Annotated in this window: 13 protein-coding genes; 6 read left to right on the forward strand and 7 right to left on the reverse strand. The window is 58.4% G+C overall.

The features are described from left to right. Positions 1 to 65: 65 nt before the first annotated feature. From GH722_08390 to GH722_08400, 3 genes are all read right to left on the reverse strand, one after another. Positions 66 to 362 carry a DUF2282 domain-containing protein gene (locus GH722_08390; protein MRG71785.1) on the reverse strand — a complete coding sequence of 99 codons (297 nt, stop codon included), beginning with the start codon at positions 360 to 362 and terminating at the stop codon, positions 66 to 68. 184 nt (positions 363 to 546) lie between these two features. Further along, a complete protein-coding gene (locus GH722_08395) occupies positions 547 to 1,506 on the reverse strand; it encodes a hypothetical protein (protein MRG71786.1) in 960 nt (319 codons plus the stop codon). After that, a complete protein-coding gene (locus GH722_08400; protein ID MRG71787.1) occupies positions 1,490 to 3,313 on the reverse strand; it encodes a gamma-glutamyltransferase family protein in 1,824 nt (607 codons plus the stop codon). Before GH722_08400 ends, GH722_08395 begins: the two co-directional genes overlap by 17 nt. A 123-nt stretch (positions 3,314 to 3,436) precedes the next feature. On the opposite strand from GH722_08400, the gene GH722_08405 reads away from it, so the two are divergent. From GH722_08405 to GH722_08415, 3 genes are all read left to right on the forward strand, one after another. Next, positions 3,437 to 4,417, forward strand: a complete 981-nt coding sequence (locus tag GH722_08405) for a hypothetical protein (GenBank protein ID MRG71788.1) — start codon at positions 3,437 to 3,439, stop codon at positions 4,415 to 4,417. Positions 4,418 to 4,549: 132 nt separating this feature from the next. Beyond that, the gene (locus tag GH722_08410; GenBank protein ID MRG71789.1) at positions 4,550 to 5,908 is read left to right on the forward strand and encodes a pentapeptide repeat-containing protein; all 1,359 of its coding nucleotides are present in this window, start codon (positions 4,550 to 4,552) and stop codon (positions 5,906 to 5,908) included. 244 nt (positions 5,909 to 6,152) lie between these two features. Then, entirely contained in the window at positions 6,153 to 8,588 is a 2,436-nt protein-coding gene (locus GH722_08415; protein ID MRG71790.1) for an FAD-dependent oxidoreductase, read from the forward strand. A 47-nt stretch (positions 8,589 to 8,635) separates the two neighbouring features. Here the strand turns inward: GH722_08415 and GH722_08420 are convergent, their stop codons facing one another. From GH722_08420 to GH722_08435, 4 genes are all read right to left on the reverse strand, one after another. Continuing rightward, positions 8,636 to 9,034: a hypothetical protein gene (locus GH722_08420; protein MRG71791.1), complete on the reverse strand. Its 399-nt coding sequence runs from the start codon at positions 9,032 to 9,034 to the stop codon at positions 8,636 to 8,638. A gap of 31 nt (positions 9,035 to 9,065) precedes the next feature. Then, positions 9,066 to 9,659 carry a DUF1232 domain-containing protein gene (locus GH722_08425; protein ID MRG71792.1) on the reverse strand — a complete coding sequence of 198 codons (594 nt, stop codon included), beginning with the start codon at positions 9,657 to 9,659 and terminating at the stop codon, positions 9,066 to 9,068. Next, positions 9,578 to 10,447, reverse strand: a complete 870-nt coding sequence (locus GH722_08430; GenBank protein MRG71793.1) for a hypothetical protein — start codon at positions 10,445 to 10,447, stop codon at positions 9,578 to 9,580. Before GH722_08430 ends, GH722_08425 begins: the two co-directional genes overlap by 82 nt. Positions 10,448 to 10,562: 115 nt before the next feature. Further along, positions 10,563 to 11,366 carry an aspartate dehydrogenase gene (locus tag GH722_08435; protein MRG71794.1) on the reverse strand — a complete coding sequence of 268 codons (804 nt, stop codon included), beginning with the start codon at positions 11,364 to 11,366 and terminating at the stop codon, positions 10,563 to 10,565. 178 nt (positions 11,367 to 11,544) lie between these two features. Between GH722_08435 and GH722_08440 the strand changes: the two genes are divergently transcribed. The 3 genes from GH722_08440 to GH722_08450 all read left to right on the forward strand — a co-directional run bounded on the left by GH722_08440 (position 11,545) and on the right by GH722_08450 (position 14,815). Further along, on the forward strand, positions 11,545 to 12,510 hold the full coding sequence (locus GH722_08440) for a tripartite tricarboxylate transporter substrate binding protein (GenBank protein ID MRG71795.1): 966 nt from the start codon (positions 11,545 to 11,547) through the stop codon (positions 12,508 to 12,510). A 145-nt stretch (positions 12,511 to 12,655) separates the two neighbouring features. Then, a complete protein-coding gene (locus GH722_08445) occupies positions 12,656 to 13,159 on the forward strand; it encodes a hypothetical protein (GenBank protein ID MRG71796.1) in 504 nt (167 codons plus the stop codon). Positions 13,160 to 13,171: 12 nt separating this feature from the next. Further along, on the forward strand, positions 13,172 to 14,815 hold the full coding sequence (locus tag GH722_08450) for a Tat pathway signal protein (GenBank protein ID MRG71797.1): 1,644 nt from the start codon (positions 13,172 to 13,174) through the stop codon (positions 14,813 to 14,815). Positions 14,816 to 14,854: the final 39 nt, after the last annotated feature.

Raw genomic sequence — 14,854 nt, forward strand, 5'->3', positions numbered from 1 at the left:
TCTGATGAGAACGGCGATTATCCTTCGGGGCGCGGTTCTGGCGCTCCCGAAGGATGTGGGCCGGGTCAGGCTTTCGGGAGGTCGCGGCTGAGTTCGGTCAGGCTGCCTGCGCGGTCGCCCGGCAGTTCCAGGGTCGTGCAGGTTCCCTTGGGCACCAGTGTCCAGGCATTGCCCTGATAGTCGACCTTGGAGGTGCCTGCACAGGTAGTACCGGCACCGGCCTTGCAGTCATTCTGGCCAGCCAGTGAAACACCGTAGCATTTCTCCTTGCCCGCAGCGCGTGCGTCGGTCGGGCTGAGAGTGGAGGTGGCGACAGCGACGGCACCGGCGAGAATGGCAGCAGTTGCAAGTTTGGAGCTCATGGAAGTTTCCTCTGTCCTGAAGATTTAATGACAGAGTGATCATAACGGGCCAGCCCGGTATGGCTTCTCAACTCACAACACGAAAGCTTGAGGCCTCCGCGAGGAGCAGAAAAGAAGTTGAGCCATAAATTCACGTTGCTCCGGGTGCCGGTGACGACGACCCGGGGCAACGGAATATAGCGGTTTATGCCGCCGCGGCTCTGACATCCGCAAACAGACGGAGGAAGTTACCGCCGAGAATCTTTGCGCTGACCGTCTCCGAATAACCGGCCTGCTTTAGCATCTCGGGCAGGCGGCCAAAGGGTTCGAAATCCGGGAAGACCTTCTTGGCAGCCCCGGCGAACTGGTCGGTGCCGATGGCAACAGAGTCCTCGCCGATTGCATCGACAAGCCGGACAATCTGTTCGACATAGGCATCCAGTGTCGAAAAGCGGAAGCCGCAGGCCCAGACCCCGATGACACCACCGGTTTCTGCCACAGCGCGGGCATGTTCGGCCGAAACCATTCGGGGGTGCGGATCATCGGGCATTTGCAGGCAGGTATGCGAAATCATGACCGGAGCCTTGCTGATCCCGACCGTATCACGGGTCATGGCTTCCGGAGCATGGGCAAGGTCGATGACCATCCCCAGCCGGTTCATCTCGGCCACATATTCGCGACCAAACCCGGTCAGGCCGTGATGACGTTCCGGTTCGGTCTGGATATCGCCAAGCTCGTTGATCCGGTAATGCACGGGCTGCATGGACCGGACACCCCGGTTATAGGCGGCTTCGACCCGGCTGAGATCGCCTTCCAGATAATCGCCCCCTTCGATGGCCTTGAGTACGGCCGGGCCTTCCGGCAGGTCGCCGCTGTCGAGCAGGACACCAAGACCATCTTCCTCGATTGCGGCATCCAGCCGGTCGAGCTGCTGCCAGGTATGCTCGAACAGCTCGCCCTCGTCCGGCTCACGCATGCACCGCAGGAGGCCGGTTTCATCGCGTTTGATGACCTTGTTGTCGGCAACAACGCTGGCAATGGTGAGGTCCAGCCCGGCTGTCCGCATGCCGTCGGCAAGAGGGCCGACTTCCTTGCGGCCATAGACACCGGTATGGCTGTGGATATCGATGACGGGTACAGACATTCTGTTATCTCCCCACCGCATAGCCCTGCATCCCGCGCGGGTTTGCAGCTGCTTTCAGAACCTTACCGTCACGGCGTGCGGCAACCAGCCGGCCTTCAGACCAGTCTCCGCCAACCTCGACCACATGACCCCGGCGTTTCAGTTCATCAATTGTCGCCTGCGGGAAACGGCCTTCGAGCACCAGCTTGCCCGGATGGGCAGCCCGGGGATGGAAGGACGAGATGAAATGTTCGGAGTGGAAATTCGGGCAGTCAATGGCTTCCTGCAGGTTCATCCCGTGATCGAGATGATGCAGCAGCAGACCGATCTGCCACTGGTCCTGCTGATCGCCACCGGGGGTGCCGAATGCCATCACGCCTTCGCTATCCTGCAACATCATCGACGGGGTCAGCGTGGTGCGCGGACGTTTGCCCGGCATCAGGGCAGACGGGTGTTTGGGGTCCAGCCAGAACATCTGGGCGCGGGAGCCGAGACACATACCGAGTTCCGGAATGGTTGGCGAGGAGTGCAGCCAGCCGGCGCTTGGCGTGGCCGAGACCATGTTACCCCAGCGGTCGATCACATCGACATGGCAGGTATCGCCCTTGGTGGTGCCCAGCTTGCCGGTTGTCGGCTCGCCGGTACCCGGTGCGACATCGGCGTTCACCCGCTCACAGGCAGCGGCGTAATCCGGCGGTGTTCCATAGCCGGGGATCGTGCCCGGACGCAGTTCCAGGGAAGCTTTCTCGCCGATCAGGGCACGCCGGGCGTCGTTATATTCTTTCGACAGCAGCGTTTTCATCGGCACATCGACATGATCCGGGTCGCCATAGAAGGTATCCCGGTCGGCAAAGGCCAGCTTGGCGGCTTCGACAACGGTATGTACGTAATCCGGGCCGGTCGGGTCCATCGAGGCGATATCGAAACCTTCGAGAATGGCAAGCTGCTGCAACAATGCAGGCCCCTGACACCAGGCATCGCCCTTGCAGATCGTGTGGCCGCGATAACTGAAGGTCAGCGGATCCTCGATCGGGGAGCGATAGCCGGCCAGATCAGCAGCGGTGAGAACACCGGCATGGCGTTCGCCGGAGGAATCCATCAGTTCATTGCGGTTGAAGGCCTCAATGCTTTCAGCGATGAAACCGTCATAGAAGCAGGCCCGCGCCTTGATGATCTCCTGTTTCCGCGAGCCACCCTTCGATTCACGAACCACCCGTTTCCAGGTTTCCGCCAGTTTCGGATTGCAATGCAGGGCAAAGGCTTCCGGCACCTTGCCGCCGGGCAGCCAGAGTTCGGCAGATGTTGGCCATTCATCCTTGAACAGATCAACCACCGTTTCGATGGTCTTGATGACATTGGGAACCAGCGGTGTGCCGGTTTCGGCATAATAGATGGCCGGTGCAATGACCTCTTCCAGCCGCATGGTGCCGTGATCTTCCAGCATGGTCAGCCAGGCATCCGGTGCCGCCGGCACAACGGCGGCAAGAAAACCCGCGCCCGGTACCAGATCGAGACCGAGGCCGCGATAATGCTCAATGGTGGCGCCTTTCGGTGCAGGGCCCTGACCACAGATCATTTTTGTGGTCCGGGTCTTTGCGTCGTAGGTCAGGATCGGGGCGTCGCCAAGGGGGCCGTTGAGATGCGGTTCAACCACATTCAGCACAAATCCGGCACAGACAGCGGCGTCGAACGCATTTCCGCCACGTTCCAGTATTCCCATGGCAGCTGACGAGGCGAGCCAGTGCGTTGATGTTGCAACACCGAATGTACCGATGATTTCCGGACGGGTTGTAAAGGCAGGGCCGGAGCCTTTGGGTGTGACGCTGGGGGGGACGGCAGATTTGGTCATGTGTGATTTTCCGTTAAGGGCAGAGGGTTGGACAGAGGTTGTCTTTAGGTTATGTCAGTCAATCTGTTTGATCCTGAACCGGCAAGATCATTTTCCGGCATATGGTATGGGACTTAGCTGTTGATGATGAAAGCCGCAATGCTGGCGGTGGCCGGACTGGCTGCCCTGACAGCGATGATATTTCCGACGGGCCCGGCACAGGCGCAGTTGTTGCCGTGCAAGGCAATCACGCTGGTTGTCCCCTGGAATCCCGGCGGGGCGACGGATGTGCTGTTTCGTATTCTGACCGAACGCTACAACCTTGCCGGCCATCTGCCTGCGCTGAAGGTCCGCAATGTTGCGGGGGAACGCGGCCTTGTGGGGGCCCGTCTGGTTGCAGAAGCCAGTCCGGATGGCTGTCTGATGCTGGCAGCACATGATTTTGTGACGCTGGAGCGCCTGGCCGGGAACACGGATATCCCGGCGGATGCCTTCACACCGGTTGCCCGTGTCGCATCAACACCGCTGCTGATCGCGGTGTCCGCCAAATCGGCGATACGGTCCGCCGGGGATCTTGCAGCCTTTGCGAAACCCGCTGACGGGCCGGCCTCTCCGCTGATTGCGGCGGGTCATCCCGGATCGGTCGATTATTTTGCCTTGCAGGCGCTGACCCAGATGATTGGTGTGACGCCGGAATTCCGCAGTTATCAGAGCCCGCGAAGAATGGTCCGTGCCCTCATAGATGGCGATATTACGCTGGCGGAGGTTGGTCCGGGGGCGGGCGCTGCGGCAAGAACCAGCGGGTCGTTCCGTCTGCTGGGCGTGACGTCGGCACAACCGGTTGACGAATTTCCCGGTCTGCCGACCTTTCGGTCTCAGGGCATTGATTTCGTGTACGAACTTGAGCGCGGAATTTTTGCACCGAAAGGCACACCGGCACCGGTGGTCGAGGCGATTGCAGGGAACATCGCGGACCTGCTGAACCGCCCCGCGATGCAGGCCATTCTGAAAGAGAAAATGACCCGGGCCACCTATCTGGGCCCGGCGGAGTTTGCCGACCGCCTGGCACGGGCTGTCGAGGCATGGAAATCGGTCAGTGACCGTATCAATGCGGGCAAACGTTGATAATCGGCAGCATGATGACGAACTGGTTGTGCATTTAATCACTTCGCAACTTGCGTCGTGGTGTTATCACAATCTGTCATTCAATCGGTTTTCGCTGATTTTGGGGCATTACGGGGCAGTATCGGATCAGAGATGGCGATCAAGAGCGTCTCATGGATGGATGAAAAGAAGCTCGACTGGCGTAAGGTAAGCCAGGACGAGGTTGATGAAGCCTATGCGCTGCACAAGCTGTTCGTGAATGGCAAGTCCGGTGGCAAACGGATGAATTTCTCGATGGCTGATCTGAGCTATCTCAATCTTTCAAAATACGATCTGTCGAATTCGGAACTGACCGGCTGCCGCCTTCACGAAACAAACCTGAACGAAGCCGTTCTGGTCAGTGCCAACCTGTTCTCTGCTGATTTTCGAAAGGCCAGTCTGCGGGGGGCCGATCTGTCCAAGGCCGATATCCGGGGCGCCAGCCTGCGCGGGGCCGACCTGACCGGGTCGACGATGGTCGAAAGCGACCTGCGCGACGGGGTCATGCTGAAATCCGACAAGCGGGGAAATCTTCAGCGCATTTTCGAAGACTCAGATGGTGCCCAGTTGCAGAACGCCAAGATACGGCATGCAGACCTGACCGGCGCCAAGATGTCGAATGCCTTTGTCATTCAGACCGACCTGACAGACACGATCCTGAAAGGCGTGAAATTCATCCGGGCTGACCTGCGCAATGCCAATCTGACCGGATCGAATCTGGAAGGCGCTGACCTGTCGGAAGCCAATCTTGATGGCGCCGTCTTTTCCGGGGCGATCATGCTGGGGGCGGTGCTGAACGGAACGCATATGGCAGGGGCAAACCTGCTGGGGGCGATCCTTGATTACCGTGACCTGAAGAAAGCCGATATTACCAACGCCCTGCTGCCGACCCAGATGGACGGTCTCGAAGGCAAGTTGCGCGATATCCTCATCAATCACGGGAAATGGGTCGATAGCGGTGGCCGGGACGGCGAACAGGCCGATTTCAGCCGCCATGACCTGCGCGACAAGGATCTGCGACGGGTTAATCTGGGGACGGCGAAATTCGAATATTCCGTCCTCGCGGGCTGCAATTTCTCGGCAGCAATGCTGGTGATGTCAGATTTCGGGTTTGCCGATATGCGCAAGGCCGACCTGAAACAGGCGGATATGCGGGGCGCGAAATTCAGCCGCGCCAATCTCAGCGGGGCTGATCTGACCGGCGCCCGCCTCGGCCCGATGAGCATCCGGGGGACGATGGAGTATGTCTGGCCGACCGATCTCAGCCTGTCGCGCCTGACCGGAAGCATTCTGCGCGGCGCCGATCTCAGCCATGTCAATTTCGAGGGTGCAAATCTCGAAGGGGCTGACCTGCGCGACGCCGACCTCAACGGCGCCAACCTCCGTGACAGCTTCTGCAAGGGCGCCGACTTCCGGGGCGCCAACGTCAAGGATATCGACATCCGCGGTGCCCAGAAGATTGATCTGGAATAGACTGGAGACATCTTCGTACGACCTCTGAAGTGATGTGAACCGGCCATTTCCAGTGCGCTTACTCCTGAACTCGTTTCAGGATCCGTCTGCTTCACCACTCCCATGTCGCGTCCGGTGCCAACTGATGTCGCGAATTGCCAAGCGTTGCCCCTCCGGTAAATGGTCAAGTGCGCATTCTGCTCCGGGTTACCGGGGCGGTGTATTGTCGGGCTGACCGCAGGTCGCCGCCGGGGGGAGAGAGCAGATGAACAGTCACGCACGGGTCGTTGTCATCGGGGGCGGCGTTGTCGGGGTTTCCACCCTGTACCATCTGGCAAAAAAGGGCTGGTCGGATGTGGTGCTGCTGGAGCGCAAGGAACTGACGTCTGGTTCGACCTGGCATGCGGCGGGCCTGCTGCCGTTGTTCAATATGTCCTATTCAGTCGGTCAGATTCACAAATATTCGGTCCGCTTCTACAAGGAATTGCAGGAAGAAACCGGCCAGGACGTTGGCTTCAAGACGGTTTCCAACATTCGGCTGGCAACCAACCGTGACCGGATGGATGAATATTATCAATATGCCGGCGTGGCGGAGACAATTGGCGTGAAGGTGAATTTCCTGACCCCGGACGAGGTGAAGGAAGTCTGGCCGCTTTGTAATATCGAGGGAATTGTCGGGGCGATCCAGCATCCGGATGACGGCTATATTCAGCCGGCAGACCTGACACAGGCGCTGGCGAAGGGCGCAAGGTCAGGGGGGGCGACCATCCACCGGAACACGGCGGTCATCGCCATCGAGCGTACATCGGGCGGTGAATGGCTGGTGAAGACCGACAAGGGCGACATCACCTGCGAGCATATCGTCTCGGCGACCGGCAATTTCGCCCGGCGCACGGGGGCCATGGTCGGCCTCGATATTCCGGTCATCCCGGTTGAACACCAGTATATCGTTACCGATGCCCATCCGGATATTGTTGCCCGCAAGGAACAGGGCCTGCCGGAGATGGGTGTGCTGCGCGGCTCCGACGGGGCCTGGTATATGCGCGAGGAACGGGGTGGGCTGATCTTGGGGCCTTACGAAAAAGGAGCGCCCTGCTGTTATCTCGACGGGCCGAATGACAATTCGGAATATGAGCTGTTTCAGGAAGACCTGGAGCGGCTGGAACCGCATATCGAGGATGCGGTCAACCGGGTTCCGGCGTTCGGCGAGGTTGGTGTCAAGCAGGTCTATAACGGTGCGATCTGCTACACACCGGATGGCAGCCCGATCATCGGCCCGGCCTGGGACAAACCGAACTTCTGGCTGAACGAAGGCCACAGTTTCGGCATTACCGCTGCCGGTGGTGCCGGATGGCAGCTGGCGGAATGGATGGTTGAGGGAGAACCGACCATCGATATGCTGGGCGTCGATCCGCGTCGCTATGGTGACTATGCGACGAAAAGCTTCCTGCGGAAAAAGAACGAGGAGGCTTACGCGAATGTCTTCACCATTCATTTCCCGGATGAGGAGCGCGAGGCCGGACGGCCCTTGCGCACGGCCCCCTGCTATGACCGCCTGAAGGCGCTGGGGGCGGTATTCGGCCAGAAATTCGGCTGGGAGCGGGCAAACTGGTTCGCGCCGGAAGGTGTGCCGAGAGAAGATGACTGGTCGTTCCGCCGCTCAAAATGGTTTGAGCATATCGGTAATGAATGCCGCAATGTGGCGGAGAATGTCGGTCTGCTGGATATGTCTGCCTTTGCGAAATGCCGGATTTCCGGTCCGGGGGCGGAAGCATTTCTGGATCGCCTGGTGGCCAACCGGCTGCCAAAGAAAATCGGCCGGGTGGGTCTCTGCCATGCCCTGAACAGCCGTGGCGGCGTACATTCCGAATTCACCATCATGCGGGAAGCGGAAGACAGCTTCTATCTTGTTTCGGCGGGGGCGATGCAGCGGCTCGACCATGACTGGCTGCACAGGCATATGCCGGATGACGGCAGCGTGCGGTTTGATCATCTGACCAGTCAGTATGGCGTGCTGGTGATCGCCGGACCAAAAGCCCGGACCCTGATGGAGCGTGTTTCCGACACGGATTTCTCAACGGCGGCCTTTCCCTGGCTGACCGGAAAGTGGATTGATGCCGGGCTGGCACCGACAATGGCGCTGCGCGTGAACTTCGTCGGGGAACTGGGCTGGGAACTGCATCATCCCATCGAATATCAGAACCATATCTTCGATGCCCTGATGACTGCCGGTGCCGATCTCGGAATCAGGCCGTTTGGCATTCGCGCCATGGACAGCATGCGGATGGAAAAGTCCTACCGTCTGGTCGGCACGGAAATGTCGATTGAATATGCGGCTTATGAAACCGGTCTCGACCGGTTCGTGCATCCGGACAAGGGTGACTTCATTGGTCGTGACGCGCTGATGCAGTGGCGTGAACGCGGGTTTGAAAATGCCTTCGTGACGCTGGAGGTGCATGATGTCACGGACGCGGATGCGCTGGGGAACAATCCGATCTATCAGGACGGCAGGCTGGTTGGCCGGGCGACCAGCGGAAATTATGGCTTCCGGGTTGGCAAGTCGCTTGCGCTGGCGATGGTGCGGCCGGATCTGGCCATTGAAGGCAACCGATTTGATATCCGCATTCTGGACAGGATGTACAAGGCAACCCTGATTGCTGAAAGCCCTTACGACCCGGAGAATCTCAGACTGCGCAGCTAGACCGTTCTGTCCGAGACCAGAACCGTATCCTGTAAAGCGGCGGGAGATCAGCCGATCGTGCGGTCAACGATATTCCGCAGGCGTTTCAGTTCTTCATATTGTTCCTGAAGCTCGGCAATGCGCAGGCTTTTGTCGATCATCGACTGAGCCAGCCGTGCTTCCGGCATCAGACTGCAGAGCAGCCGGAACGGAACGTCCTGATGACGTTCGGTTGCGGATGCCCGGACGAAATCCTTGACCCGCAGGAAGCTCATTGAAACGTCTTCCGGGTGATCGATCACATCGTCATGGCGGGCAATCAGCTCACGCGCATCCTCGCAGACCTCGGCAACCAGCGTCTCGCGCAGCTTGCGAAGATGTTCTGCCTGTTCCGGGGTTTCCCGTTCGGTCTTGTTGCCGGCAATTTTGCCGACGCCAAGTCCACCGCCGATAATGGTTATCGCCATGGGCAGGCCCCTTGGATCTTCCCTGTGGCGATCACGATGCGAGACTGCCGATCTGATGGCGCAGCTGGTCACAGGTCTGGGTGATTGACCGCTCGACCGCTTCCATGAACCAGTCCGGCAACATGGTGCAGGTTGCATCCAGTGTTCCGCGGTTACTGGCAACAATCGCCCGGAGGCTGTCTGAGGGTTCGGTCAGCCGGTCCAGAACGAGGAACGAATAAATGGCGTCATCAAGATAGCCGATAATGCCGAATTCATTTTCCGGGATCAGATCGAAAGGCATAATCAGGTAATTGAAGGCCGATGCGGCCAGAAGTCTGTCTTCCGGCAGGTTGGTGGCATCTTCAACATAGTCGCCAAGCGGCCCGATCAGTTCGGTCAGGGCAATAATCAGAGACCGGATTTCACGGGCGTCTTCATCCGAAAGGGTTTCAAAGACGCGCCTGACAATCCCCGGGTCAAAATCCTGATCTGCGAGTTCCTTAATGTGCCTTACGCAGATGGCTGCGCTTTGTCTCAGAATATCAATCATGGCCAGATCCTTCACTTTTCCGCCTCGTAAGCGGCAAGTCGTTCTTCGTATTTTGCGGATAGACGTTCCATGTCGCCCACCAGGGCTGACCATGTCTTGTCGAGATGTTCTTCAAGCCTTTGCATCTCGGCTTTGCGTTTATCAATTGCAGCATCAATTTCAGCTCTCAGACGTGCGACGACCTCAGCACCGCTGTCGCCGATTTGCCCTGCTACACGCAGGGAGCGGTCATTCATCAGTTCTGACAGCATCTGCTGCAGATCGGGAATACCGCTGCGTTCGGTAAAGGCAGGTTTGTCGAGCAGCACGCCTTTCAGATAGCGCGCATAGGAAACCATGAAAACCCGGGGCTTGAGCCCGATGGATTCATCAATTTGCTGAAGAATGAAACCCAGAAGATCCTGAATGATGGTCTCATAGGCTTCACGATGCGACAGCACCAGACTCAGCCGGGACACCGGATCGAAGCCGGAGATTTCTTTCAGCCGTTCCAGAAAATCCAGTTCTGACCGGCGCAGATGACCGACACCGGGGTCATGTACCAGCATCAGATGGTCAGCCTTCGGCAACAATTCTGTCAGGGCCGCCGGGAGTTCGCTCACACCGTTTTCGGGCAGATGATAACTGGTGTAGCAGATGCCTTTGATTTCCATGCTGACAACAGCGTCATCCAGCCCGGATTCCTTGAAGGACCCGGTCCCGGAGGCATCAGTCAGGGCATTCAGCAGCGCACCTTTTCCGGCGCGCCGGTGACCGGCCACAAGGATATTCATCACCGCATCATCCGGGTTCGCAATAGCCGCGAACTGATCAACCAGATGTGGTTGCGATATGTATGTTTTCAGCCGCGCAACAGCGACTTCAGAGAAGACATCTTCCACCCTTTTCCCTCCAGCGACCGCGACCTTATCAGCAAAGCGCGGTTGCATACAATCACCAGCCGTTATCGGAGGCTGATTGTATGCAACCGTAATGACGATTTCAGGTGAGGGGGAATCAGGAACCGATATGCAGGGGCGAGACAATACCGCGCAGGGCGGCAATGACACTCAGCGGTGTCAGCTTGCCGGTTGCGGGATTTTCCGGTGACGGTACGCCCTCGATCTTCATGGTGAACCGGGTTGAATCGGCATCAACGGTGATGGTGTGGGTGTTCCGGTCGACGGTAGGGTCTGCGTACAGGCGAATGGTTGTCTTGTCGGGCCCAATGCCGGCAAGGCTGAGCGCAACCGCAACATTGACGTTTGCCGGGAAACCGCGAACGGCTTCACGCGCTGATCCTTCAAAGATCACTGTCGGTTCCTTGATTGCGTCCAGATCGATCTTGTTCTGTTCGATGTAGGGTGCGCCTTTCAGGCCACGGGGCGGTTTACGGGTCTCCATTGTGACGGAGAAAACTTCACCTTCGGAGGCACCGCGCACGGCATCCAGCCCCAGCAGCGCGCCGCTCGGGACATGGATGCGCCCGCCGGTTTTTTTCGCCAGATCGACCAGTTCCATGTGATCCAGCAGGGCACCGACGCTGAGCGGCATGAAGATTTTCCCGGCTTCCAGTGCGGGTCGGCCGATTTCCGGGAACAGACGTGCGGGTACGGACTCGACGATGATATCAGCCTTGTCTGCCAGCCCGGCGAGGTCGGTTACTTCAGGCGGTGTTGTGAAGTCAGCGACCCGTTCTGCGGCCCGTTTCGGGTCGCTGGCGGCGACGGCAACCAGCCGGCAACCGGGAATACCACCCTGATCCAGTACCCGGGCAACTTTCATCCCGATTGCCCCCAGGCCGCCAATTGCAACCGTCATCTCGCCTGTCTGTGTCATGCTATTCTTTGTCCTGCCGTTTGATTCAGCGTTCAATTTGGCTAACCTGTTCGACCTGTGCAACAGAACTCTTGAAGAAATCAAGGACCAGACCGCACATCAATCATGTTCTTCCAGCCTGGGAAAGCCGGTTGAACCGTACGAAATCAGGGAGACTTCTATGTTACGTAAAACACTTATCGCGGCGACAGCTGCACTGACCCTCACCGGCCTTGGCGCGACGACAGCCGGGGCTGCTGACCTGTCTTGTGGCACGGCCAAGCTGATTGTGCCCTGGGGTGCAGGTGGTGGTACCGACATCATTTTCCGCATTTTCGTCGAAGAAGTGAACAAGGACGGAAAGTCACCGCAGCTTCAGGTCGTCAATGCCCCCGGTCAGGGCGGCAACAAGGGCGCGAAGGAAGCCCGGAAAGCAAATCCCGATGGCTGCACGCTGTTCGCCATTCATCAGAGCGCAATTACCAGTTTCTTCACCGGTCGTGTTGACTTCACCTGGGATGCGTTCGAGTCGATTTCGCTGCTGACACGGACACCGGCCATTATCGGTGCGTCGAAGAATGTGCCTTATGATGATATCGGTGGTCTCGTTAAAGCGGCGAAAGATGCTCCGGGAACGATTCTTGCCGGTGGCACGCTGGGGTCGACCAGCCACTTTGTCTTCCTGCTGCTGGAAGATGCGACGGGCGCAAAGTTCAAGCATGTCTCCTATGATGGCACGCGTGAGCGGATGACGGCTCTGCTGGCTGACAATATCAAGCTGGGTGAAATCAACCTTGCCTCGGCAAAGAAGTATATCCAGACCAGTGAACTGAAGGCGCTGGGCATCACCACCGAAGAACGCAATCCGGAAATCCCCGGCGTCAAGACGCTGAAGGAACAGGGCTATGACCTGGTCTATGGTACCGACCGTGGCGTCATGGCACCGAAAGGTACCCCGGCAGACGTGATCGCCATGTGGGGCGAGCGCTTTGTTACGGCCTGCAAAAGCCCGGCCATCAAGAAGCAGATGGAAGCCAAGGGTTCGCTGACTTTCTGCACAACCCCGGAAGAGACGGCAAAATACTGGCAGGACACCTACACAAAGTGGGAAAAACTGGCCATCAATGTCGGCCTGTACAAGAAATAAGCTGATGACTCGCCGCCCCGGTAACTGACCGGGGCGGCGTTTGCTTTGAGGGAGGCGGTTTTGTTGTCCGGATCCGGTTTTTGCGGTCCGGCGATAAAACCGGAAACTCAGCTTTTGTGACCACTACGTCCAGGGGGGATGCGCCATGGCCGGTCTTAACCGTGATGCGCTGACGGCAATCGTTCTGCTGATTGTCGAAGCTGTTTTTCTGCAACAGACGTTCCAGATTCGTGAAATGTCGTTTGCAACAATGGGCGCTGATGTCTGGCCCAAGGCAATCCTGATACCGCTGATACTCTGTACGCTCGGCTATCTCGCGCAGTCACTGCGCCGTGGTCCCGATGTCGTGGCAGAGGGTGAAGGGGACGAGGATACTGCCGTTTCAGGCCATTGGCTTTACCGTTATCGCAACGTGTTCTTCTGCTATGGCCTGTTTCTCGCCTTCCTGCTGACGCTGGATTTCTTCGGTATGCTGATCGGCGGGGTGCTGTTCGTGTTCCTGGCCCTGACCGTGATGGGCGGGGCATCGCCCCGTGCGCTGGCACTGCATGCCCTCATCGCTCTGCTGTCTGTCGGGACAATGTGGTCGATCTTCACTTTCGCACTTCGGGTGATCCTGCCCGAAGGTGTGATCCTTTCGACCTGGTAGGGGAGACGCATCATGTGGATTGAAAACGTACTTGGTGCTGCTGACGCAGTCTTCCAGATCAAGAATATATTGCTGATGACCGTCGGTGTGCTGGCGGGCCTCATCGCCGGTGCCATTCCCGGCTTCACCATTACCATGGCGGTGGTACTGACCCTGCCCTTCACCTTTGCGCTCTCGCCGATTGAGGGCCTGTCGACCATGATCGGGGTTTTCGTCGGTGGTCTTTCCGGCGGCCTGATGTCCGGTGTGCTGACGGGTATTCCCGGCACACCATCCTCTGTTGCGACGACCTTCGATGGTTTCCCGATGGCCCGCAACGGTCGTCCGGGGCTGGCGCTGGGAATCGGTGTCTGGTCGTCATTTGCGGGGGGAATCATTTCCGCCATCATGCTGATGTCGCTGGCACCGCAACTGGCAAAGATCGGGCTGGAATTCGGACCTAACGATTATGTGTCGCTGGTCCTGTTTGCCCTGACCATCACGGCATCGCTGGCTGGCGAACAGTTGCTGAAGGGCATGATTGCCGGACTGGTGGGCCTGTTGCTGGCAACCATAGGCGAGGATTCGGTCAATGGCATCGAGCGGCTGAGTTTCGGTATGGAATTTCTGGAAAGCGGTTTTGCTTTCCTGCCGGTGCTGGTTGGCCTGTTCGCCTTCAGCCAGCTGATGACGGATGTTGCCGACAGGGAGGGAGCCCGTGGCCGCCTGATGGATGCCGGTGCAAAGTCGGTACGGGTTGAACATCTCGCAGCGGTCAAGGCGATCGTGAAAGACTGGGCGCATCTGATCCGCTCATCCCTGATTGGTGCTTTCACAGGTATTCTGCCTGCAGCAGGGGGCTCGATTTCCAATATTCTTGCCTATGATCAGGCAAAGAAGGCGGACAAGAACCCGGAGAAATTCGGCACCGGCGTTCCGGCCGGTATCATCGCGTCGGAAAGTGCAAACAACGCCACGGCGGGCGGTGCGCTGATCACCATGATGGCACTGGGTATTCCCGGAGACATCGTCACCGCGGTGATGCTCGGTGCCCTGCTGATCCATGACGTTGTGCCGAGCCCGAGCTTTATCGGCGATCAGCCGAAGCTGGCTTATGGTATCTTTATCGCCTTCTTCTTTGCCAACTTCCTGATGCTGGCGGTGCAGTCTGTGGCCCTGCGCGGCTTCCTGCTGGTGACGAAAGCCCGGATGTACGCGCTGGCGTCAGTTATTCTGTGCTTCTGCGCGATCGGGGTGTTCGCGCTGCATAACTCGACCTTTGATATCTGGACATTGTTCATCTTCGGTATCCTCGGCTATGTCATGCGCCTGCTGGGCTTCCCGCTGGCACCGATGATTCTGGGTGTGGTGCTGGGGCCGATTGCCGAGGTCTGGCTGAATCGTGCGGTCTCGTCGGATGCTGACCCGACGCTCTATTTCACCCGCCCGTGGTCGCTGTTCTTTATCCTCATTGCCTGTTTCTCCATCGCCTTCCCCTGGTATCAGAAGGCGAAACAGGCCGGTCACAGCTGGGCTAATATCTTCATTCCCGCTTTGTGTGCGGTATTGTCGATACCACTGTTCATGATGGAGGGAACGGTCCGCCCGATTGTCGGCGGCGGCCTGATCCTTGTGGCGATCTGGATTTTTGTGAAACAGCGCAGGGTGGCGGCCTGACCATATCGTCAGGCCCCGCAGGGCGAGAAAGGGAATCTC

This window comes from Alphaproteobacteria bacterium HT1-32, assembly GCA_009649675.1.
Taxonomy (GTDB): domain Bacteria; phylum Pseudomonadota; class Alphaproteobacteria; order Rhodospirillales; family HT1-32; genus HT1-32.